We start from the raw sequence: 19,910 nt of genomic DNA on the forward strand, positions 1-19,910 counted from the left end.
GCGTCGGAGCCGGCCAGCTCTTCAGCCTGGTCGCCGGTGATGGTCTTGACGCCCTGGTTGGACTTGAAGTGGTACTTGACCCAGAAACGCTCGCCTTCGGCGTTGATCCACTGGTAGGTGTGCGAGCCGTAGCCCTGCATTTCGCGCCAGGAAGCCGGCAGGCCGCGGTCGCCCATGAGCCAGGTGACCTGGTGTGCGGACTCGGGGGACAGGGTCCAGAAGTCCCACTGCATGTCGGCGTCGCGCAGGTGGGTGCCCGGGAGGCGCTTCTGGGAGTGGATGAAGTCCGGGAACTTGATGCCGTCGCGGATGAAGAACACCGGGGTGTTGTTGCCGACGAGGTCGTAGTTGCCCTCGGAGGTGTAGAACTTCACGGCGAAGCCGCGGGGGTCGCGCCAGGTGTCCGGGGAGCCGTTCTCGCCGGCGACCGAGGAGAAGCGGATCAGCATTTCGGTCTCAACGCCCGGCTGCAGGAATGCGGCCTTGGTGTACTTGGAGATGTCCTCGCTGGTGGTGAACTTGCCGAACGCTCCGCCGCCCTTGGCGTGCACAACGCGCTCCGGCACACGCTCACGGTTGAACTGGGCGAGCTTTTCGATCAGGTAATGGTCGGTCAGGATGATGGCGCCGTCAGCGCCGACAGCCTTCGAGTGAGCGTCGGAAGTGACGGGAGCACCGGACTGCGTGGTGGACACAGCGGGCGCAGAGATGTTCAGAGTCATCTTTCTCCTTTGGTTGGGTTTCTTGCTTAGTTTCGTTCGGCGGGTAGCTTTTGGGTGCGCTGGCAGTCCTGGCAGATGCCCTGGTACATAACGTCAGCGATCTGGATGGTCATCGGCTTGGCGTCAGGGTCCCAGTGCGGTGTGAGGCAGGGCGCGTGGCCAACGGCGCAGTCCACGTCCTCCACCCGTCCGCAGCTGATGCAGACGGCGTGGTGGTGGTTATCGCCCACCCGCGTCTCGTACAGCGCGGGGGAATGGGGCGGTTCGAACCGACGCAGCATGTGGAGGTCCGTGAGGTCGCCAAGGACCACGTAGACGGACTGCGCGGTCAGTTCGGGGAGTTCCTCACGCGCGGCGGCAAGGATGCTTTCGGCCGGCGAGTGCGGGTGGTGTTCGACGGCGGTCAGAACCGCCAGCCGCTGTTTGGTCACCCGGCGGCCGTGGGCGCGCAAGGCAGCTGCCCATGCGTCCTGGCCGGCCTCGTGAACTGTCATAGCCCCATTGAAGCACTTATTATGACTGAATCACAATAAGGCTAGGCTAATCTCCCGAGAACGCAGCACATTTTCAAAGGGGTTGACGGCTTCGCCGGCTGAGCGGCCCAGCGCGTGCAGTTCCACCCGGCCGCCCGTAACGGCTGCGTCCGGCACCATGCAGCTGAGGCCAGTGACGGACTGCCGCAGCGCCAAGGCCTCCAATTCCGCGGCAAGGGCAAGCAGTTCCGGCGGGGTCACGTCCTGGATGGACCCGATGCTTCGCTCCGGAGCCAGGACCGTGTGGTGCGTTCCGGCAGGGTTCGACGGCGTCCAGGTGCGGATCGCGGGCAGCGGCACCACTGCTTCCGGTTCAGTGCGCCCGGGGCGGGTGCTGTCCGGTCCGTCCGGCGCGCTGCGGCGGGCGGCAGTTGCCGCCGCCAGCAACGCGGTGCGCAGCCCGACGTCGTACTTGTCCAGATCCTGATCCGGCACCGGACTGCGGCGCTGCGCGGGCAGGGCGAGCTGTTCGGCCGGGGTGACCGGTTCGCCGTCCCAGCGGCCGAAAAGGTGGAAAGTGGGGGTGGACGACTCCGCGGCAGGTTCGCCGATCGAGGCGCCGAGCGCATGCCAGCGGTGCGCAAAAAGCAGGGTGCAGGTGCCCGCCCCGATGACGTCGGCTAGCGCCGAGCGGGCAGCGTTGTGGCACAGCAGCCAGTCGGCGGCCGAACGGTGGTCCAGGGCCGTCGCCGGATTGCTGAGCCGGATCATCAGGTGGCCGGACGTCAGCGGTGTGCGCGGCCGGGCGACTTCCCATACTGCCGAACCGAAAAGCAGCCGTCTGGACAACTCCATGCGCTCCCCTTCCGCCATTGTGTTTCCCCGCCCGAGACTATCAAGGTCAGGAGCACTAGCCGGGGTCAAGACGGAATGCAGGCGACAGGCTGACCCTGTTCCGTCTGTGGCCGCGGCTAGAGTTGCCCGGTGGGTAAATTGCTGGCTGACATCACTCCGTTGCGCGAGAGTCCGGATTTCCGCCGGCTCTGGCTGGGATCAGCCGTATCCAACCTCGGGAGCCAGCTCACCCTGGTGGCCGTCAGCCTGGAGGTATACCGGCTGACGCAGGACAGCCTCTATGTGGGGCTGCTGAGTATTTTCGCGCTGGTTCCGCTGGTGCTGGGCGGACTGCTGGGCGGTTCCATCGCCGATGCCCATGATCGCCGCCGGGTGGCACTCCTGGCCACCAGCGTGCTGTGGCTGACCACTGCCGGGCTGGCGCTGCAGGCCTGGCTGGAGGTGGGGAACGTGTGGCTGCTGTACCTGCTGGTGGCCGTTCAGAGCGGCGCGCAGGCCATTAACCAGCCCGCCCGGAGCGCCATCATCCCCATGCTGGTCCGCAAGGAACTGCTCCCGGCCGCGAACGCCCTGAGCATGATCAGCTTCGGCCTGGCCATGACTGCCGGTCCGCTCCTTGCCGGCGTGCTGGTGGCGTGGGTGGGCTTCGGGTGGACCTACACGCTGGACGTGGCGAGCTTCGTGTTTGCCTTCTGGGCCCTGCTGAAGCTTCCGCCGATGCCGCCGGGAAAGGAAGCGCACCGCGCCGGGCTGCGCTCCGTGGTGGAGGGATTCCGGTTCCTGGGCACGCGCCCGAATCTCCGCATGACGTTCGTGATCGACCTCGTGGCGATGATCTTCGCGCAGCCGCGGGCACTGATGCCGGCAATCGGTGCGGTGATGATCGGCGGCGGCGAGGCCACCGTGGGCGTGCTGCTGGCGTCCACTGCGGTCGGCGCCTTCCTGGCGGGCCTGTTCTCCGGGCCGCTGGGCGGCATCCGCGGGCAAGGCAGTGCGGTGGTGTGGTCCGTTATGGGCTGGGGTGCGTCCATTGCCGGTTTCGGGCTGGTGGTGGTCCTCGCCGGGCGCTCCGGGGAGGACGGAGTAACACTGTGGCTGCTGCCCGCCGCGCTGTGCTGTGCCCTGGCCGGCATCTCCGATTCGGTGAGCGCCGTCTTCCGCACCACCATCCTTCAGGCGGCCACGCCCGACCACCTTCGCGGGCGGCTCCAGGGCGTGTTTGTGGTGGTGGTTGCGGGCGGGCCGAGGATAGGGGACATGCTGGCCGGTGGCGGCACTAAACTTTTGAGTGAAGGTTGGGTGTTGCTGCTGGGCGGCCTGTTGTGCATCGCTGTGGCATGGACGCTGGCCCGCTGGCAGTCGGGTTTTCTGAAGTACGACGCGCGGAATCCGGTTCCGTAGCCGCCGCCCCCGCAGCAACTCAAGAGGGCAGGAACTTCGTGAGGAGGCACAGTGCACAATCATCACAACGGACTGAAAACCGCGGCGCTGTTCGGGGTGCTCTGGGCGGTGCTCCTGGGACTCGGTGCCGTGATCGGGAGCAGCATGCGCAGCGCTACTCCTATCTGGATCATGGCACTGGTCGGCGTGGGCACCACTGCCTACGGGTACTGGAACAGCGACAAGATCGCGCTCCGGTCCATGCAGGCCTACCCCGTCACCGAGGAGCAGGCTCCGCAGCTTTACCAGATTGTCCGGGAGCTCTCGGTCCGGGCCAACCAGCCCATGCCCCGGATCTATGTCTCGCCCACTCCCGCGCCGAATGCCTTTGCGACCGGCAGGAACCCGCAGAACGCGGCCGTCTGCTGCACCGAAGGCATCCTGCAACTGCTGTCCGTCCGCGAGCTGCGCGGAGTGCTGGGCCACGAGCTCATGCACGTGTACAACCGGGATATCCTCACCTCGTCCGTCGCCGCGGCTGTGGCTGGCGTGATCACCTCGGTGGGGCAGATGCTGCTGTTCTTCGGCGGGGACCGGCGTAATTCGAACCCCCTCGCGATGCTCGCCATGGCCCTGCTGGCCCCGCTCGCGGCGATGGTGATCCAGTCGGCCATCTCCCGGACCAGGGAGTACGACGCCGACGAGGACGGTTCCGAGCTCACCGGCGATCCGCTGGCGCTCGCCTCAGCCCTGCGTAAGATCCATCAGGGCGTACAGATGGTGCCGCTCCCGCCGGACCAGAAGCTGGTGAACGCCTCGCACCTGATGATCGCCAACCCGTTCCGAGGCGGCGGCCTGAGCAAGATGTTCTCAACACACCCGCCCATGCAGGACCGCATCGCCCGGCTGGAACTGATGGCGGGCCGCCCGCTCAGCTGAGCGCCGCCGTCGTACTTCCCCACGGCGACGCGCGAAAAACCCTCGACACTCAAAGGCGCCCTCGACGCGCAAAAGCGCTCTCGACGCGCAAAAAGGCCGGCGACGCCCGTATACGGGGGTCGCCGGCCCTTTTGCGTAGCGCCAGGATTTTTGCGCGTCGAAAACGACGGCGGGGGTTAGCTGCGGAAGTTGACGAACTGCAGGTCCGCCTCGTCAAAGTCCTTCAGCAGGGCCATGGTGGCCTGGAGATCGTCGCGGGACTTGGAGGTCACGCGGAGCTCGTCGCCCTGGATCTGGGACTTGACGGACTTGGGCGCCTCGTCGCGGATCAGTTTGTTGATCTTCTTGGCGAGGTCCTGGGCGATGCCTTCCTTGATGGAGGCCTCCAGCCGGTATTCTTTGCCGGATGCGTAGGGTTCCCCAGAGTCCAGCGACTTCAGGGAAATCCCGCGGCGGATGAGCTTGGACTGCAGCACGTCCAGGACGGCGAGCACGCGCTCTTCCGAGTTCGCCTTCATGAGGATCTTTTCACCGCTGAAGTCGACCTCCGCGCCAACGCCCTTGAAGTCATACCGCTGGGCCAGTTCCTTCTGCGCCTGGTGCAGCGCATTGGCAACTTCCTGCTTGTCTACCTTGCTGACGACGTCGAATGTGGATTCGCCTGCCATAACTGTCCTCCTGCTGATTGCCTGAAGCCCCTCTGAGGGCGGTTCTGTCTGCATTCCAGCCTAGTACGGATGGCGTCCCCGTGAAGGCCGGTCCCTGACAACCTTCGGTGTGATTCACAGTTTTCTCATAGCGGACACAGGGCGGGAACGAAGGCTGGGCCTCCAGAGTTGGAACTGTTGGAAGAGTTGCCCCGGAAGGAAAGCACATGCACCAGAAGGCCGTCCGCTACGTCACCCGTTCGACTGCCGCCGCAGCCACGACCATCGCCACTGCGGCGACGTCCGTGGCAGCCGCCGCGGTAGCCGCCTCGATCATCCTTAGCCCCGTGGCCGACGCCTCGTCCCGCCTGGACGGTGTTCACTCGGACCTGATGCGGGCGGTGCAGCTGAACCAGATCACGGAGGAACAGGCGGCAAAGTTCGAGGCGAAACTGGCCGGACGCATTCTCGGGGAAGCCTGATTTTCCGCGGAATTCCGGGGTGTTCGGGGCCTTTGGAGGCTCGATTCGATTCTTCGGCAGAAGTTCTGTAAAGTTGTCTTGCCCGCGGTTGCTGGAAGCGGAACGGATGGAAACAGCCGTTCTGAACATGGAAACCGCGAGTGATCTTCTTTTGAAGTTCGGCAGATTACCCGAGCGGCCAAAGGGGGCTGACTGTAAATCAGCTGGCAACGCCTACGGGGGTTCGAATCCCTCATCTGCCACCCAAGGAAAAGTCTCCGGAACCACCAGGTTCCGGAGACTTTTCTGTTTCCCCTGCGTTTTTCGCCTTCTGGCCCTAGCTTGTCCGCGGCGCCTGGCCCTGAAGGCTCGGAACCGCGGACAAGCTTAGGAAAGTCAGTTGAGACCGATCACTAGCATCTGGTTGGTCCCCGGGATGCAGGTCTGCAGGATAACCCGCGGAAAGCCGCCGAAAACCGCTGAGACGTGGTTGGTGGTGCCGGGGTTTGGCACCTGCCCCCGCCCGCTGACCGTGTACGTTCCGTAGCCGGGAATACTGACGGTTTCGCCGACGCCGATCCCCGAGAACCGTGCCCACCCGCCGCAGAAGTCGTGCTCCGTGATGAAGAGGGCATAGGCATCCGTCGGGGTGAAGTGAATGGGGCCGATGCAGGCGTCCACCATGGCCTGGCCACCCGCGCCCGCGACGTAGATGGTCCGAACCGCAGGGGCAGGGGCGGGAGCTGGAGCAGGTGCCGGTGCAGGAGCCGGGGCTGGAGCCGGGGCTGGGGCTGGCGCCGGGGCGGCCACGGCGGGGCCTGTCAGCTTCAGGACCTGGCCCGGCACGATCGGCGAGTACAAGCCCAGTCCGTTGGCCGCCAGCATGGCGTTCATGTCGACGCCAAAGCGGGCAGCGATCGCCCCCACAGTATCTCCTGCAACCACCGTGTACGTGTTGGACGCCTCTGGGGCTGGGGCTGGTTCCGGGTCCGGTGGCGGAGGTGCCGGGGCAGGTGCCGCCGGTGGAGGTGCGGGATCCGGCGCTGCAGCAGGTGCCGGGCTTTCGGCTGCGCCAAGCGACGGTCGTGGGGGAATGGGAGCCGGTACGGAATGGACAGCGTCCCCGGTGCCCGAACCGGCCGTCGCCGGAGCAGTGGCCGTATCCGTTCCCTGACTCGTAAGCGGTTCAGCCGTTTGATGCGGTTCCAATACAAAACGCGTGGTTTCGGGAGCGGCAGTCAAGGGCGGCGTTCCGGTCAAAGTTGTCCCCTGGAGGGGCTCGAGGGCTACGGAGGCGGACAATGTCGCGAGCGACAAGAGCGCGAGGGCGGCAACCCGTACCTTGAGTTTGCGAGTGCCGTGACGGGCAGGTGGAGGCTGATTCATCGGTGACCCTTAGGTTCCACGCGCCGCCGACGGGTCGACTGCGCATCCCGGACAGCCATGCCGGTCACGGAGGGGGGCCAGCGGCAGAATCCCGGTGGCTCAGCGCGAGGGGCATAACCGACTATTCGAATGAGACACGCTCAGTAACGTGTCGCCCCAGCGAGATTCAGTGTATTCAGCATGCGATCGGTTGGCACGAGTGGGGAGTACTCCCTTTGTCGTCCGGAGTACTCGGGCCGATAGGCACTGGCCCTAGTGCCCTTCCATGCGGCCCGCCACGGAATGGCCGTGCCGATCCGTTCTACTGCGCGCGGCGAAGTTCCGCCAGTTCCTTACGCAGGGCGGCCACCTCCACCAGCAGTTCACGGACCTCCGCACGGGCCGGAACTTCAGCCGCTTCCACGGTCGCTTCGGTGTTCTCTTCGACCCTTTGCACCAGCCATGATGCGATGGAAGCCGTGACCACGCCCAGCACTGCGATTCCGCTCATCATCAGGGCGGCGGCAACCATCCGGCCAATCGGGGTGACGGGAAAGAGATCGCCGTACCCCACCGTCGTGATGGTGGTGATTGCCCACCAGGCGGCGTCGCCGAAAGTGAGGATTTTGGCGTCGGGAGCGTTTTGTTCGACGTCGAGGACGGCCAGTGCGCCAACGAACACCAACAGGACCGCGGAGCCGGCCACATAGGTGACTACACGGCCGCGGAGTGTTTCACCCACGGTGCGGTGCAATACTGAGAGCAGTGTGACCAACCGGAGCAGCCGCAACGGGCGGAAGAACGGGAGGGCAACGATCAGCAGCTCGTGCAGGTTGAGGATGAACCAGTGCTTCCTGTTGTCCGCGAGCCACAGGTTGGCGGTGTAGTCAGCGGCGAAGATCGCCCAGGTAAGCCACATGATGCTTTCCAACACATCGGCTTGCCGCCCCTCGATGTTGCCGATCACCTGCCAGGCATAGGCTGCCAGGAACACAAGTGCTGTCCCCATCAGCGGCCACTCGGCTATGTCCCTGTAGCGTTGCTGCGTCATGGGGAAATCCTACGGGCCCTTGGCCTCGATGTTACTCGCGGGTAATATATGGGAATGCACCTGCTCGTACGGACCCTCCTGCTCTTGTTCACTTCCTCGCGCCGGCCGCGCCTAAGTATCTGGGACACGTCCTCCCTGCCGCTTCGGGTCCTGCCTACGGACATTGACATCGCCATGCACGTCAACAACGGGATGTACTTCTCGCTGATGGATCTGGGCCGCTTTGATCTGATGGCACGGAGCGGGACCTGGCACAAGATGCGTAGGCGGGGCTGGTCGCCCGTGGCCGCGGGGGAGACCATTGCCTTCCGCAAGTCCCTCCAGTTGTGGCAGCAGTACACCATCGAATCCCGGATCATCGGGCTCGACACCAAGGCCATTTATTTCGAGCAGAGAATGGTGGTGGACGGGGAAATCTATGCCCGGGCACACATCGCCACGCGTCTTGTCAGTAAGGGGAAGCCCGTCAGCCAGGAGGAGATCTTCGCTGAATTCGGTGAGCCCCCGGCTGATATGGAACTGCCGGAATGGATCCACGAGTGGCGCGAAACCAATGCGCTTCCGGGGTCCCGCCGCCCCGCGCCGCACCTCTGGCACTGAGGCGTCCGGCGGTCCTCAGCCGGGCCTGGCCCAACAGTACAACCGACTTATCGAGTAGGGCGCCAAATACCTAACCGGCTTGCCAGCGGATCCGCGTAGCGCCCACTCGTGCGGCTACCCTCTCCGATTCGTAGCCTCGTCCTAGGGCTACCAGCTACTTCGCCGCTGGTTGCGCTATTGACGACGTTAGGTGTCTCATGTCCCAGTCGAAACGGCAAGCGATTCGCCACACCTCCGTAGTTTTGGTCGGATTACTGCTGATCACGGGGTACGTGACGGTGACTCGGCACCACCCCTCGAAAGCGACCGGATCGCACCACGGGCATATCACGATGCTGCCGGCCGCCGCGATGGCGATGGCGGTGGCACCGTTGCCACGGATGGGGTGGACTGCGTCGGCCAGCGATGAGGAGACCTCCGGCGAGAACGGCCGTGCCAGCAATGTGCTCGACGGGAACGCAGCCACTCACTGGCACAGCAAATGGACCGCGCCCGCCGTCCCGTTACCGCACACCATCACGATCGACACCAAGGTGACCCAAAGCATCTCGGGGTACCGCTATCTCCCGCGGTCGAGCGGCGCGAACGGGCGGATTGGCAGCTTCGAGATCCTGGTGAGCACTGACGGCACCACTTGGGGCACCCCGGTGGCTAGCGGGACCTGGGCGGACAGCAGTGCGGAGAAAAGCGTGACGTTCGCGGCTGTCTCTGCGCGCTATGTCCGGCTGCGAGCCATCACCGAAGCCGGCAACCGTGGTCCGTGGAGCAGTGCGGCCGAGATAAACCTGCTAGCCGAGCAAACCACGCCTCCACCGACTCCAACCCAGGTTCTGCCCCGCAGCGGTTGGGTGGCCAGCGCCAGCGATGAAGAGGTCAACGGCGAGAACGGCCGCGCCGCCAACGTTCTCGATGGCAGTGCGGCCACAATCTGGCACAGCAGGTGGTCTCCGGCGCCGGCGGCACCACTGCCGCACAGCCTCACCATAGACATGCGCACCGCAAACCAGGTCTCGGGGTTCCGTTATCTCCCACGTTCCGGCAGTTCGAACGGGCGGGTCGGTGCCTACTCCATCGCAGTCAGCTCCGACGGAACCACCTGGAGTGTAGTCACCAGTGGAACCTGGCCGGATACCAGTGCGGAGAAGACGGTGGCCTTCACGGCGGTTAGCGCCCGGTACGTCCGGCTGACCGCAACCACCGAAGCAGGCAACCGTGGGCCGTGGAGCAGTGCCGCGGAGATCAATCTGCTCGGCCCGTCGGCGGGCGGGACGGTGGGGTCCTGGGGGCCAACCATTAACTTTCCAATCGTCCCGGCCGCGGCGGCGCTATTGCCCGGCAACCGGCTGCTGACCTGGTCCGCGTACTCTCCCACCAGTTTTGGTGGGAGCCGCGGCGTCACGCAGACATCCATCCTGAACCTCACCACCGGCGCGGTGAGCCAGACCCAGGTGGCCAACACCGGTCACGACATGTTCTGTCCCGGAACCTCGCTGCTCCCGGACGGGCAGATCATGGTCAGTGGCGGCAGTAACAGCGCGAAAACTACCCTCTACAACCCTGAGACGAACACCTGGATCCCGGGGCCGGACATGAAGATTGCGCGCGCATATCAATCCAACGTGACCACGTCCAACGGCGAAGTGTTCAGCATCGGCGGATCGTGGGCGGGCGGTACCGGAAACAAGCACGGCGAGGTATGGTCCAGCGCCGGCGGCTGGCGAACGCTGCCGAATGTGCCGGTTGACAACATCCTGACCAACGATCCCGGTGGCGTCTACCGTTCCGACAATCACGCCTGGTTGTTTGCCGCTCCCGGTGGGCGTGTGTTCCATGCCGGGCCGAGCCGCCAGATGAACTGGATCTCCACCACCGGAACTGGAAGCATCACCTCGGCCGGTCTCCGAGCCGATAGCCCAGACGCGATGAATGGTGACGCCGTGATGTACGACGTTGGAAAGATTCTGACGATGGGTGGGGCGACCGCGTACGAGAACACGAATGCTACGGCGCGGGCGTACACAATCGACATCAATAACGGCGCCACTGTGGCCAGGACCGCAGACATGGGGGTCACCCGCTCGTTCGCTAATGGGGTCGCGCTGCCCGATGGCCAGGTGTTGGTTGTCGGTGGTCAGGCCACGCCCGTTCCCTTCAGCGACAACGGCGCCAGGATGGCACCGGAACTTTGGAACCCGGCGACCGGGCAGTGGACCATGCTGGCCCCCATGGCTGTCCCGCGGACCTATCACAGTGTCGCCTTACTCCTTCCTGATGGACGGGTCTTCGTCGGAGGTGGCGGGCTATGCGGAAATTGCTCGACCAATCATCTGGATGGAGAGATCTTTACGCCGCCGTACCTGCTGAACGCAGATGGCAGTGCGCGTACCCGGCCGACGATTGTGACAGCACCTGCCACCGCCGCGGCCGGCAGCACGATTTCGGTGACCACCGGAGCGCAAATCACCAAGTTCTCCCTGATGCGGATGTCCACGGTGACCCACACCGTAAACACCGATCAGCGGCGAATCCCGCTGACTGCAACTGCGGTGTCGGGCAACACGGCAACACTGACGTTGCCGGCGGACCGCGGCGTGCTGGTGCCCGGCAGTTACCTGCTCTTCGCAGTGGACGGCAATGGAGTGCCCAGCGTTGCCTCGACGATCAAGATCAGTTGACGACGGGGAACGGGGTCAGGGGCCACGCCTATGACCCTAACGAGGATGGGCGTGCTCTGGAGGTGTGCCAAGAGCGAAACGCATGGGACATCCCCGGGCGGCTCGCGTACCGTTGACCCATGGCTACCGTAGACATTACAGGTGAACAGTTCGCATCAACCGTCGAGAACAACGACATCGTCCTCGTTGATTTCTGGGCCGAATGGTGTGGTCCCTGCAAGCAGTTTGGACCCACGTATTCCGCCGTTTCCGAGAAGCACCCGGACGTCGTCTTCACCAAGGTGGACACCGAAGCCGAACAGCAGCTGGCCGCGGAGGCCGGCATTACGTCCATCCCCACGCTGATGGCCTTCCGCGAGAAGGTGCTGGTGTTCTCCCAGCCCGGCGCGCTGAACGCCCAGCAGCTGGAACAGGTTATTGACGCGGTCAAGGCGCTGGACATGGAGGAAGTCCACGCGCATGTGGCCCGTTCGCAGGCTGAGTCAGCGGCTGCGGCCGGCAAGCAGGACGGCTCCCAGATTCCGGAGGCCTAAAGCTTCTGCGGGGTGTCCAGCGGCATAAGGCTGGCATTGGCAAGCGCTTAAACACCAACGCGGGGGCACTTCCGCCCACGAACCATGGTTCGTACGGGCGGAGTGACCCCGCGTTGGTTTTGTCGGCCTTGATTGCCCGTTAGGGCGGCGGGACTACAGCCGTTCGAGCTGGACGGGTTCGGCCAGCAGGGCGCTCAGCGATTCGTTGAGGTCCTGGACGGCGGTGCCCTTGGAATGCTTGTCAAGGTCCTCTTCGGAAGCCCACTGTTCGGTCAGCACCAGCTTTTCCTCGGTGGCCTCCGTCAGTTCGTATCGGATGCAGCCGGGTTCGTTGACCACCTCGTCGATCGCGATTTCGAGGGCGAGCTTCACGCGGAAGAATTCGCCGTCGTTGGGGATGAACGTTGCCTGCAGGTCAATGGGTGCACTCATGCGTTTCACAATACCGGGCGGCCGTCCTCCGGCCCGACATGTTTTGTAGGGCTTCCTAGTTTTACGCTTCTCTTGCGCTGGGTCTGTTGGTAGCGTGCCAGCATGCGCGCTTATACAGCCGGGGACACTGACGTTCCGCTGCTCGAAGAGACCATCGGCCGGAATTTCGAGCGGATCGTGGCCCGGTTTCCGTTCCACGACGCCCTGATCGAGGCGGCTCCGGTTCCCGGCGCGGATGCCCGCCGGTGGAGCTACACAAAACTGAACGACGACGTCGACAGGCTGGCCCGCGCGCTGCTCGCCCTCGGCGTCGCCACCGGGGAGCGGATCGGCATTTGGAGTCCTAACTGCGCGGAGTGGACCATCCTGCAGTACGCCACGGCCAAGATCGGCGCCATCCTCGTCAACGTGAATCCGGCGTACCGGAGCCATGAGCTGGAGTTCGTTGTCAGGCAGAACGGCATGCGCATGCTCGTCACGGCGCCGTCGGACCGGAGCAGCGACTACACCGGGATGGCCCGGCAGGCCCTCGCGGACTGCCCCGAGCTCAAGGAACTGGTCTTCCTCCCGGACGGCGGGCAGCCTCAGCTGCAGGCAGGCGATCCGGAAAGGGACGCCGAACTCACATACGCCGAGCTGCTCAAGCGGGCGGACGACGTCGGGCATTCCGCTTTGAAGGCCCGCCTGGCGGGGCTGGACCCGCAGGACCCGATCAACCTGCAGTACACCTCGGGCACCACAGGCTTCCCCAAAGGCGCCACGCTCACCCATCGCAACATCCTGAACAACGGCTATTCCATCGGCGAGCTGCTGGGGTATACGGAACACGACCGCGTGGTCATCCCGGTGCCGTTCTATCACTGCTTCGGGATGGTGATCGGCAACCTGAACGCCCTGAGCCACGGCGCTGCCACGATCATTCCGGGACGGTCGTTCACCCCCGCGGCGGCCCTGGAAGCGGTCCAGGATTTTGGCGGGACGTCGCTGTATGGCGTGCCCACGATGTTCATCGCCGAGCTGGCCCTGCCGGATTTCGCTTCGTACGACCTTTCCACGCTTCGCACCGGCGTCATGGCCGGCTCGCTGTGTCCCATCGAGGTGATGAACCGGGTCATCTCGGAGATGAATATGAAGGATGTGGCCATTTGCTACGGCATGACGGAAACGTCCCCGGTGTCCACCATGACCCGCGCGGGCGACACCATGCAGCAGCGCACCGAGACCGTGGGCCGGACCATGCCGCAGCTGGAGAGCCAGGTGGTGGATCCTGTGACAGGCGGCGTGCTGGAACGGGGCGATATCGGCGAGCTGTGCACGCGCGGCTATGCCGTGATGAAGGGGTACTGGAACCAGCCGGACAAGACAGCCGAAGCGATCGATTCGGACGGCTGGATGCACACCGGGGACCTTGCCCGCATGGACGCGGACGGCTATGTGGTGATCGAGGGCAGGATCAAGGACATGGTGATCCGAGGCGGGGAGAACGTTTACCCGCGCGAGATTGAGGAGTTCCTCTACACCCATCCTGCGATCCGGGACGTGCAGGTGATCGGCGTCCCGGACGCCAAGTACGGCGAGGAGCTGATGGCCTGCATCATCCTCAAACCCGGCGCTGAACCGCTGGACGCGGCCGCGGTCGCCGAGTTCTGCCGGGGGAAGCTTGCGCACTACAAGATTCCGCGCTACGTGGACGTCCGGGAAAGTTTCCCGATGACCGTTTCCGGGAAAATCCGCAAGGTGGAAATGCGAGAGGAAGCGGTGGCCCGGCTAGGGCTCTGACCCGCGGATCAGCGACGCGCGGCTCTGACGGCCGGGGCCCCAAGTGTCCGTTCGCGCTGCACGAAGCCAGGATGAGCGCGAACGGACAGATATGGCCCTGGTTTCGCGCTCAGCCGGCCGGCTGGATCTGCGCAATTAGATCCGAGGGATCGTAGTAGCGGCGTTCCTCGATGACTTCTCCGTCCGCATTGAACTTCGAGAAGACAGCCCCGGCATTTTCGATGGCATTTCCGGTAGCCGCAATCTCGCCGTCGGGGGCAGCCAGCGGGCCCAGGTGCGTCCCCTGCAAAGTGAACTCGCCCGCGACCGTCTCACCGTCCTGGAGCAGTGGCCCCACGGTGAAGCGGGCGTCCGGGAACGCCCGCAGGAGTTCCACCATGTCCTGCTCAATCGCGTCCCGCCCCTTCAGTGGCTGGGGATAGAGCGGGTCGTGGACCACTGCATCCGCGGCATAGGTTGCGGCAAAGGCCTTCGCATCATGGGCGTTAACGGCCTCCACTGCCTTGGAAAATGCGCTGGCAAGTGCGCTTGCGCTCATTGTTGTGCTCATCGTTGTGCTCCTTAATTGGTCCTGTGTCCGTTTTCCGGGACAACTTCAGACTCCTCGGATTGACCGCCAGGGGGATCGGTCATCTGACCCATTTTGTGGCCCACGCCAGTGACCGCAAGGCGGATCCGATGCCGTCCCGGCAACGGTTTCAGGGCCTAGGGAACAACAGCGCGAGGTGCTGTAATTGAAGCGTGACGCTGGAGGAAGCGACAGCGAGGGGCTACGAGGCACTGGAAGCGGGGCGGTGGGCGGAGGCCCGGGCCGCGTTTGAGGAAGCACTTGTGGGCGCGGGGTCGCCGGGCGCGCTTGCAGGCTTGGGCGACGCCCTCTTTTTTCTCGGCGATCTCGGTGAGAGCGTCCGCTGCCGTGAGCGCGCGTACGCTGCCAGCCGGCGTGCCGGTGATGTTCCGGACGCGATCGATTCAGCTGTCTGGCTGTGCCTTGTCTACGGGATGTCCCTTGGCAACGAGGCAGCAGCGCGAGGCTGGCTTGCCCGTGCGGAGAGCATGGCAGGGCCCGACGACGGGCTGTCCGGGGCCTGGATTGATTACTGCGCGGCGCTGCTGGCTACCGACGCCCATCACTGCCGCGACCGGATCGAGCGTGCGCTGGCCACGTCGCATGAGTTGGATGACCCCGACCTGGCGGTCTGTGCGCTTGCGGAGCGCGGCGTGGTCCTGGTCAAGGACGGAGAGATCCAGGCCGGGCTTCGCTGCGTGGACGAGGCGATGGCCAGCGCCCTTGGTGGCGATGGGACGACCTTCTACACCGTGGTCATGGCGAGCTGTTCGATGCTGACGGTCTGCGACCTCCTCAGCGACCTCGCCCGGGCCGCCCAATGGTCGCAGGCTGCAGACGACTACATGAAGGCCTACGGCTGTCCCTACCTCTACGCCCAATGCCGCATGGTCCACGGGCGCGTTCTCCTGCTGACGGGCCACTGGGCCGAAGCCGAGGAAGAGCTCCGGCGTGCGGCGGCGAGTACGAGGGACGTCTTCCCGGGCATGTTCCACAGGGCCATCGCGAGCCTCGCCGAGCTACGCCTGCGCCAAGGTCACTTCGACGAGGCCCGGGCCTTGATTGAGGGCATCGGCGCCCCGGTTGAAACCAGCCTGGTGGCGGCAGGCCTGGCCCTCGGAGGCAGTGAACCGGTGGCAGCGGTGGCCCTCGCGGAACGGTGGCTTCGTTCAGAAAACGGCAGCACCGACGAGGTGGTTCCGGCGCTGCATGCCGGCGGGCAGCGAACGTCGCTGGAGACAGCGGGTGCCCGCAGCCTGCTGGTCGAAGCACAGCTGGCAGCCGGTAATCGCGCCGCTGCCGCAGCGGCAGCCGAGCACCTTGCCGAGCTGGACGCCGGCGCCGGAGGAGTGCACCTGTTGTCCGCCCACGCCGCGTTGGCCAAAGGGCGGGTTGCGGCCGCAGAGGATCGACACGATTCGGCCACGGTCTACTTTGAAGAGGCACTCAAGTGGTTCGGGCAGTTGGAGCTCCCGTTGGAAGCCGCACGCACGCGGCTGGAGCTGGCGCGTGTTTTGGCCCAGGTCGAGCCCTCGCTTGCCATCTCTGAAGCCCGGGCTGCCCTGTCAGTGCTCGACAAGCTGGGGGCGTCCCATGATGCCGATGTGGCCGCGGCCCTGTTGCGTTCGTGGGGTGCCGGAGGCAGGTCCGTTCCTCGTGGCGGCGGCGTCCTGACCCGGCGTGAGCAGGAAATCCTGGGGCTACTGGTTCAGGGCTATTCAAATCATGAGATTGCCGGGCAGCTGTTCATTAGCAGCAAGACAGTGGCCCACCATGTGAGCAGCGTGCTGGAGAAGCTGGGCGTCCGCAACCGTGCCGAAGCCGCAGCCTACGCCGCCCGTCTGCGTCCTAGCTGATGTTCCGGTTGATCGCCCGGACTCCGACCACGAGCCCGACGGCGGCTGTCACCGAGGCGGCCAGGAGACCCAGGAGCGTGTGGCCTCCGATATTGCCCGCGAACAGTTCCCGTTCGGCGTTGACCAGGTAAGTCAGCGGATTGAACCAGCTTGCGGTCTTCATCCAGTCCGGACCGGCTTCAATGGGCAGCATGATGCCGGACAGGATCATGAGCGGGAAGAGCAGGGTCTGCTGCACTCCCCAAAAGATCCACTCCTTGTTCTGCGACACGAGGGCGAGGGCGTAGGAGAGCGCGCCGAGCCCGATGCCGAAGATGCCCAGGATGACCAGCCCGAACAGCACGTGAAGAGGGTAGAAGACAAAGCCGAACGGTATGCAGACCAGGCTGATGAGCAACCCTTGCACCACCAGCGGCGCCCACTCCTTCAACGCCCGCCCGATCATCAGCGAGGAGCGGGACAGCGGCGAGGCCAGGATCCGCTCGTAGGAGCCGGTCATCAGCTCGTACTGCAGGTTGGAGCCGGTCATGGACGTGCCGAACAGGGCGATCATCACCACCACTCCGGGCAGGAACCACTGCAGCGTGGACTGTCCGCCGAAGGCCGGGGCGCCCACCGTCGACCCGAGCAGGGGACCGAAAAGGCCCAGGAACACGAGCGGCTGGAGGAGGGAAAAAATCAGCGAAAACGGGTCCCGCAGGGGCAGCAGCATTTCCCGCCAGAACACATACTTTGTGTCGTGGAGGACCTGCACCAGGCCGGGCCTCTTCACGACGTCCCGGACATCCTGCACGCTCATCAGCGGTCAGCTCCTTCCCTGAGGTTGCGGCCGGTCAGCTCGAGGAACACATCGTCCAGGGTGGGCGGTTTCAGTTCCAGGGACTGGGCGGGAGCGCCGGCGTCGTTCATTTCCTTGAGCAGCGCGGGCGCCAGCCGTGCGCCTTCCGGGAGCCGGAGGCGGAAGCTGACCACGCCGTCGTGGGTGTTTTCCTGCACTTCGCCGCCCGCCGCTGCACGGCCCAGCAGCCCGCGCACGCTCGGCGCCGACTCCGTGGCAACTTCAACGGCCAGAAGGTCGCCGGCCAGGTTGGCCTTGAGGCGGGCCGCGGTGTCGTCGGCGATGATCCGGCCGTGGTCGATGACAATCACCCGTTCGGACATGGAATCCGCCTCGTCCATGTAATGCGTGGTGAGGACGATGGTGGTCCCGTGCTCTGCACGCATCCGCATGATGTGTTCCCAGAGGTTGGCCCTGTTCTGCGGATCCATGCCGGTGGAGGGCTCGTCGAGGAAGAGCAGCCGCGGTGAGTGCATGAGGCCCAGGGCCACGTCCATCCTGCGCCGCTGCCCTCCGGAGAGTTTGATCACCGTGCGTTTGGCGAGATCGGTCAGGTCCAGGGACTGCAGGAGCTCCTGGGCGCGGGCAGCCGCGTCCGTGGTGTTCATTCCGTAGAAACGGCCCTGCATCATCATTTCGTCGATCACCCGGAAGCTGTGGCCGCCGCCGTTGCCCTGGCCGATGTAGCCGATCCGTGCCCGCACACCCGCCGGGTCCGCGGATACGTCCACGCCGGCAACCGTGGCGGTGCCGGACGTGGGCCGGAGCAGGGTGGTCAGCATCCGCAGCGTTGTGGACTTGCCGGCGCCGTTCGGGCCGAGGAACGCCACGAGTTCGCCCGGGGCGACGTCGATGTCGACGCCCTTGACGGCCTCGATCGTTTCCTTTTTGACCGTGAAGTTCTTGGTGAGTTTCCGGGTGTGGATCACTGTGCGCTCCAGGATGCGGGTCACTGGCGTTCTGGCTGCCGGACGCCATGCCGCCACGCTATACCCAGCCGGCGAGGGCGTCCACAGGATCAGGGACAGCTTCGGTCCGCGATGGAGAGTGGCTGCCCGCCGGACAGGGAGAAGCGCCCGGGCAGACCCCTTAGTGCCGGCGGTGGTCCTGGATTGTCATTCGCGGGCCGAACGTGGGTTTCCGGAAACCGCTGAGGCCGATCATCCGCACCACACGCTGCCGGTGCCCCGCCCAGGGGGCCAGCAGCTTCAGCATCCCGGCGTCGTCCGTCCGTCGGCCGGTCAGCGCAGCGCCCACGTACGCGGCGAGATGGTAGTCGCCCACCGCGATGGAGTCCGGGCAACCGTGCGTGCGCTGGACCACCTCCGCCGTGGTCCAGGTGCCGATGCCCGGGATTGTCTGCATCTTGGCGGATGCCTCCGCGGCGGTGAACCCAGCCAGGCGTTCAAGGGCGACGGCGGAACGCACGGCCCGCATGACAGTTGCCGACCGCTGCGGTCCCACGCCGGCCTTGTGCCACTCCCAGGACGGGATCCGCAGCCATTGCTCGGGAGTGGGCTGAACCAGCAGGCCCGCGGGCGCGGCGGCTCCGGCAGCGGGGGCCGACGTTCCGAATCGGTACATCAGGTAGCGGTAGCCCCGCCGGGCTTCGATGACGGTGACCTTCTGCTCGAGGATGGTGGGCACCAGGGAGTCGACCATCCGCCCGGTGGCCGGGAGCCGCAGGGCGAGGTTCCGGCGTCGGGCTTCAACCACCATCCGCGGGAGCGTGGCGTGGAACCCGGGGTGGTCAAAGCCGGACCAGTCGTCGTCGCTGCCCAGCAAGCGCGGGGAGGTGGAGATGGCGTCCTCGGCCCCGGCCCCCCAGGCCTGCACGTCCACGGACGGTTCGCGCGGGTCCCCGGAAACGGTGAGGCGCAGGGTCGCCGGGCCATCCGGCGTCGTAAACGACATCCAGAGACCATCGGGCCGGGAGGCGAACGCCGGATCTCCGTTGCCGCGCATCAGCGTGCCGAGGGTCTGCAGGAGATTGAACGGACCGCCCGGATGCCACCGCAGCGAGGCGTCCGCCGCGGCAGCCAAGCCTGCGGGGACGTCGGTGATGGTCATGAATCTATCGTCCCACGCAGGGCTGACACCGCCCCCAACGGCATGCTCGGAAGTCTTCCGTTCGGCCCGCCATGCAAGCCCGGCAGCAAGGCCAAAGGGCCCTGATTGCGTCCGGCCCGCGGGACTAGAATTTGGGTGTGGCGCGGTAAATCCGTGCCTTCCACCCCCATGTTGTCAGGAGCGCACTATGGCTGGAATCGTGCATTTTGAAATCCCCGCGGACGATCAGGGACGTGCCACCGAGTTCTACAAAGCGGCCTTCGACTGGACCATCAACCCGATGCCCGAGATGGACTACAACGTGGTCCTCACCACCCCGACTGATGAAACAACCGGAATGCCCAAGGATCCCGGGGCGATCAACGGCGGACTCTTTGCCAGGGAAGGGGAACTGAAGACCCCTATCATCACCGTTGATGTCGAGGACATCGACGCCTCGCTGGCGCGGATCGAATCGCTCGGCGGAGCCGTGGTCAAACCCAAGGATGCCATCCCCGGAATGGGCTACTACGCCTACTTCAAGGATCCCGAGGGCAACGTCCTGGGGCTGTGGCAGACCGCCGACGCACGGGAAGGGGGCGTCAGCCCCGAATCCGCGGCAAACGACATCGGCGCGTAGGCGCCGCACTAACCCAGTGCCGTCGGGCGGACCATGGGGCCCGTCCG

The 19,910-nt window shown here is 65.3% G+C and carries 20 protein-coding genes and 1 tRNA gene; 10 read left to right on the forward strand and 11 right to left on the reverse strand.

Translation table 11 applies throughout. The features are described from left to right. The 3 genes from J2S97_RS00005 to J2S97_RS00015 all read right to left on the reverse strand — a co-directional run. Positions 1-722, reverse strand: a 722-nt coding sequence (locus tag J2S97_RS00005) for a catalase (protein WP_307045388.1), incomplete at its 3' end; no start/stop codon positions are given. Positions 723-748: 26 nt separating this feature from the next. Then, positions 749-1,216, reverse strand: a complete 468-nt coding sequence (locus tag J2S97_RS00010; RefSeq protein ID WP_307045390.1) for a Fur family transcriptional regulator — start codon at positions 1,214-1,216, stop codon at positions 749-751. A gap of 30 nt (positions 1,217-1,246) precedes the next feature. After that, positions 1,247-2,050, reverse strand: a complete 804-nt coding sequence (locus tag J2S97_RS00015; protein WP_307045392.1) for a hypothetical protein — start codon at positions 2,048-2,050, stop codon at positions 1,247-1,249. A 129-nt stretch (positions 2,051-2,179) separates the two neighbouring features. Between J2S97_RS00015 and J2S97_RS00020 the strand changes: the two genes are divergently transcribed. Together J2S97_RS00020 and htpX are read left to right on the forward strand one after the other, a co-directional pair. Beyond that, positions 2,180-3,451, forward strand: coding sequence for an MFS transporter (locus tag J2S97_RS00020; RefSeq protein WP_307045394.1), 1,272 nt, complete (start codon positions 2,180-2,182; stop codon positions 3,449-3,451). Positions 3,452-3,502: 51 nt separating this feature from the next. Then, positions 3,503-4,369, forward strand: a complete 867-nt coding sequence (gene htpX / locus J2S97_RS00025) for a zinc metalloprotease HtpX (RefSeq protein WP_307045396.1) — start codon at positions 3,503-3,505, stop codon at positions 4,367-4,369. Positions 4,370-4,545: 176 nt separating this feature from the next. Here the strand turns inward: htpX and J2S97_RS00030 are convergent, their stop codons facing one another. Then, positions 4,546-5,037, reverse strand: coding sequence for a YajQ family cyclic di-GMP-binding protein (locus J2S97_RS00030; RefSeq protein ID WP_307045399.1), 492 nt, complete (start codon positions 5,035-5,037; stop codon positions 4,546-4,548). Positions 5,038-5,243: 206 nt separating this feature from the next. On the opposite strand from J2S97_RS00030, the gene J2S97_RS00035 reads away from it, so the two are divergent. Next, positions 5,244-5,498 (forward strand): hypothetical protein, encoded by a 255-nt coding sequence (locus J2S97_RS00035; RefSeq protein ID WP_307045401.1) that lies wholly within the window; start codon positions 5,244-5,246, stop codon positions 5,496-5,498. A gap of 160 nt (positions 5,499-5,658) precedes the next feature. Further along, a tRNA-Tyr gene (locus J2S97_RS00040) sits at positions 5,659-5,740 on the forward strand. 133 nt (positions 5,741-5,873) lie between these two features. Here the strand turns inward: J2S97_RS00040 and J2S97_RS00045 are convergent. Both J2S97_RS00045 and J2S97_RS00050 read right to left on the reverse strand, forming a co-directional pair. Continuing rightward, complete coding sequence (locus J2S97_RS00045; RefSeq protein WP_307045403.1) at positions 5,874-6,863, reverse strand: LysM peptidoglycan-binding domain-containing protein; 990 nt, start codon at positions 6,861-6,863, stop codon at positions 5,874-5,876. A gap of 301 nt (positions 6,864-7,164) precedes the next feature. Continuing rightward, on the reverse strand, positions 7,165-7,893 hold the full coding sequence (locus tag J2S97_RS00050; RefSeq protein ID WP_307045405.1) for a potassium channel family protein: 729 nt from the start codon (positions 7,891-7,893) through the stop codon (positions 7,165-7,167). 54 nt (positions 7,894-7,947) lie between these two features. On the opposite strand from J2S97_RS00050, the gene J2S97_RS00055 reads away from it, so the two are divergent. From J2S97_RS00055 to trxA, 3 genes are all read left to right on the forward strand, one after another. Further along, positions 7,948-8,493: an acyl-CoA thioesterase gene (locus tag J2S97_RS00055; RefSeq protein WP_307045407.1), complete on the forward strand. Its 546-nt coding sequence runs from the start codon at positions 7,948-7,950 to the stop codon at positions 8,491-8,493. 197 nt (positions 8,494-8,690) lie between these two features. Next, positions 8,691-11,168, forward strand: coding sequence for a discoidin domain-containing protein (locus J2S97_RS00060; protein WP_307045409.1), 2,478 nt, complete (start codon positions 8,691-8,693; stop codon positions 11,166-11,168). Between the two features lie 119 nt (positions 11,169-11,287). Beyond that, entirely contained in the window at positions 11,288-11,701 is a 414-nt protein-coding gene (gene trxA / locus J2S97_RS00065; RefSeq protein WP_307045411.1) for a thioredoxin, read from the forward strand. 153 nt (positions 11,702-11,854) lie between these two features. Here trxA and J2S97_RS00070 read toward each other — a convergent pair whose 3' ends face one another. Beyond that, the gene (locus J2S97_RS00070; protein WP_307045413.1) at positions 11,855-12,133 is read right to left on the reverse strand and encodes a putative quinol monooxygenase; all 279 of its coding nucleotides are present in this window, start codon (positions 12,131-12,133) and stop codon (positions 11,855-11,857) included. A gap of 102 nt (positions 12,134-12,235) precedes the next feature. On the opposite strand from J2S97_RS00070, the gene J2S97_RS00075 reads away from it, so the two are divergent. Further along, entirely contained in the window at positions 12,236-13,912 is a 1,677-nt protein-coding gene (locus J2S97_RS00075; protein ID WP_307045415.1) for an AMP-binding protein, read from the forward strand. 109 nt (positions 13,913-14,021) lie between these two features. On the opposite strand, the gene J2S97_RS00080 is transcribed toward J2S97_RS00075, so the two are convergent. After that, on the reverse strand, positions 14,022-14,462 hold the full coding sequence (locus J2S97_RS00080; protein ID WP_307045417.1) for an ester cyclase: 441 nt from the start codon (positions 14,460-14,462) through the stop codon (positions 14,022-14,024). 191 nt (positions 14,463-14,653) lie between these two features. Between J2S97_RS00080 and J2S97_RS00085 the strand changes: the two genes are divergently transcribed. After that, on the forward strand, positions 14,654-16,336 hold the full coding sequence (locus J2S97_RS00085) for a LuxR family transcriptional regulator (RefSeq protein WP_307045419.1): 1,683 nt from the start codon (positions 14,654-14,656) through the stop codon (positions 16,334-16,336). On the opposite strand, the gene J2S97_RS00090 is transcribed toward J2S97_RS00085, so the two are convergent. From J2S97_RS00090 to J2S97_RS00100, 3 genes are all read right to left on the reverse strand, one after another. Continuing rightward, the gene (locus J2S97_RS00090) at positions 16,329-17,135 is read right to left on the reverse strand and encodes an ABC transporter permease (protein ID WP_307045421.1); all 807 of its coding nucleotides are present in this window, start codon (positions 17,133-17,135) and stop codon (positions 16,329-16,331) included. The two genes, J2S97_RS00085 and J2S97_RS00090, sit on opposite strands and share 8 nt — an antisense overlap. Further along, positions 17,135-18,103 (reverse strand): ATP-binding cassette domain-containing protein, encoded by a 969-nt coding sequence (locus J2S97_RS00095; RefSeq protein ID WP_307046512.1) that lies wholly within the window; start codon positions 18,101-18,103, stop codon positions 17,135-17,137. Before J2S97_RS00095 ends, J2S97_RS00090 begins: the two co-directional genes overlap by 1 nt. A gap of 160 nt (positions 18,104-18,263) precedes the next feature. Continuing rightward, positions 18,264-19,244 carry a DNA-3-methyladenine glycosylase family protein gene (locus J2S97_RS00100; protein ID WP_307045423.1) on the reverse strand — a complete coding sequence of 327 codons (981 nt, stop codon included), beginning with the start codon at positions 19,242-19,244 and terminating at the stop codon, positions 18,264-18,266. A 187-nt stretch (positions 19,245-19,431) separates the two neighbouring features. On the opposite strand from J2S97_RS00100, the gene J2S97_RS00105 reads away from it, so the two are divergent. Further along, positions 19,432-19,863, forward strand: a complete 432-nt coding sequence (locus tag J2S97_RS00105) for a VOC family protein (RefSeq protein ID WP_307045424.1) — start codon at positions 19,432-19,434, stop codon at positions 19,861-19,863. Positions 19,864-19,910 lie beyond the last annotated feature (47 nt).

The sequence above is a fragment of the Arthrobacter oryzae genome, from assembly GCF_030812315.1.
In the GTDB taxonomy this organism is placed as follows: Bacteria; Actinomycetota; Actinomycetes; order Actinomycetales; family Micrococcaceae; genus Arthrobacter; species Arthrobacter oryzae_B.

What these genes read in the sequence shown, in the direction of transcription:
- J2S97_RS00010 (WP_307045390.1), bottom strand. Translation starts at nt 1,216, where the DNA reads ATGACAGTTCACGAGGCCGGCCAGGACGCATGGGCAGCTGCCTTGCGC.
- J2S97_RS00015 (WP_307045392.1), bottom strand. Translation starts at nt 2,050, where the DNA reads ATGGAGTTGTCCAGACGGCTGCTTTTCGGTTCGGCAGTATGGGAAGTC.
- J2S97_RS00030 (WP_307045399.1), bottom strand. Translation starts at nt 5,037, where the DNA reads ATGGCAGGCGAATCCACATTCGACGTCGTCAGCAAGGTAGACAAGCAG.
- J2S97_RS00035 (WP_307045401.1), top strand. Translation starts at nt 5,244, where the DNA reads ATGCACCAGAAGGCCGTCCGCTACGTCACCCGTTCGACTGCCGCCGCA.
- J2S97_RS00045 (WP_307045403.1), bottom strand. Translation starts at nt 6,863, where the DNA reads ATGAATCAGCCTCCACCTGCCCGTCACGGCACTCGCAAACTCAAGGTA.
- J2S97_RS00050 (WP_307045405.1), bottom strand. Translation starts at nt 7,893, where the DNA reads ATGACGCAGCAACGCTACAGGGACATAGCCGAGTGGCCGCTGATGGGG.
- J2S97_RS00055 (WP_307045407.1), top strand. Translation starts at nt 7,948, where the DNA reads ATGCACCTGCTCGTACGGACCCTCCTGCTCTTGTTCACTTCCTCGCGC.
- J2S97_RS00060 (WP_307045409.1), top strand. Translation starts at nt 8,691, where the DNA reads ATGTCCCAGTCGAAACGGCAAGCGATTCGCCACACCTCCGTAGTTTTG.
- trxA (WP_307045411.1), top strand. Translation starts at nt 11,288, where the DNA reads ATGGCTACCGTAGACATTACAGGTGAACAGTTCGCATCAACCGTCGAG.
- J2S97_RS00070 (WP_307045413.1), bottom strand. Translation starts at nt 12,133, where the DNA reads ATGAGTGCACCCATTGACCTGCAGGCAACGTTCATCCCCAACGACGGC.
- J2S97_RS00075 (WP_307045415.1), top strand. Translation starts at nt 12,236, where the DNA reads ATGCGCGCTTATACAGCCGGGGACACTGACGTTCCGCTGCTCGAAGAG.
- J2S97_RS00080 (WP_307045417.1), bottom strand. Translation starts at nt 14,462, where the DNA reads ATGAGCACAACAATGAGCGCAAGCGCACTTGCCAGCGCATTTTCCAAG.
- J2S97_RS00090 (WP_307045421.1), bottom strand. Translation starts at nt 17,135, where the DNA reads ATGAGCGTGCAGGATGTCCGGGACGTCGTGAAGAGGCCCGGCCTGGTG.
- J2S97_RS00100 (WP_307045423.1), bottom strand. Translation starts at nt 19,244, where the DNA reads ATGACCATCACCGACGTCCCCGCAGGCTTGGCTGCCGCGGCGGACGCC.
- J2S97_RS00105 (WP_307045424.1), top strand. Translation starts at nt 19,432, where the DNA reads ATGGCTGGAATCGTGCATTTTGAAATCCCCGCGGACGATCAGGGACGT.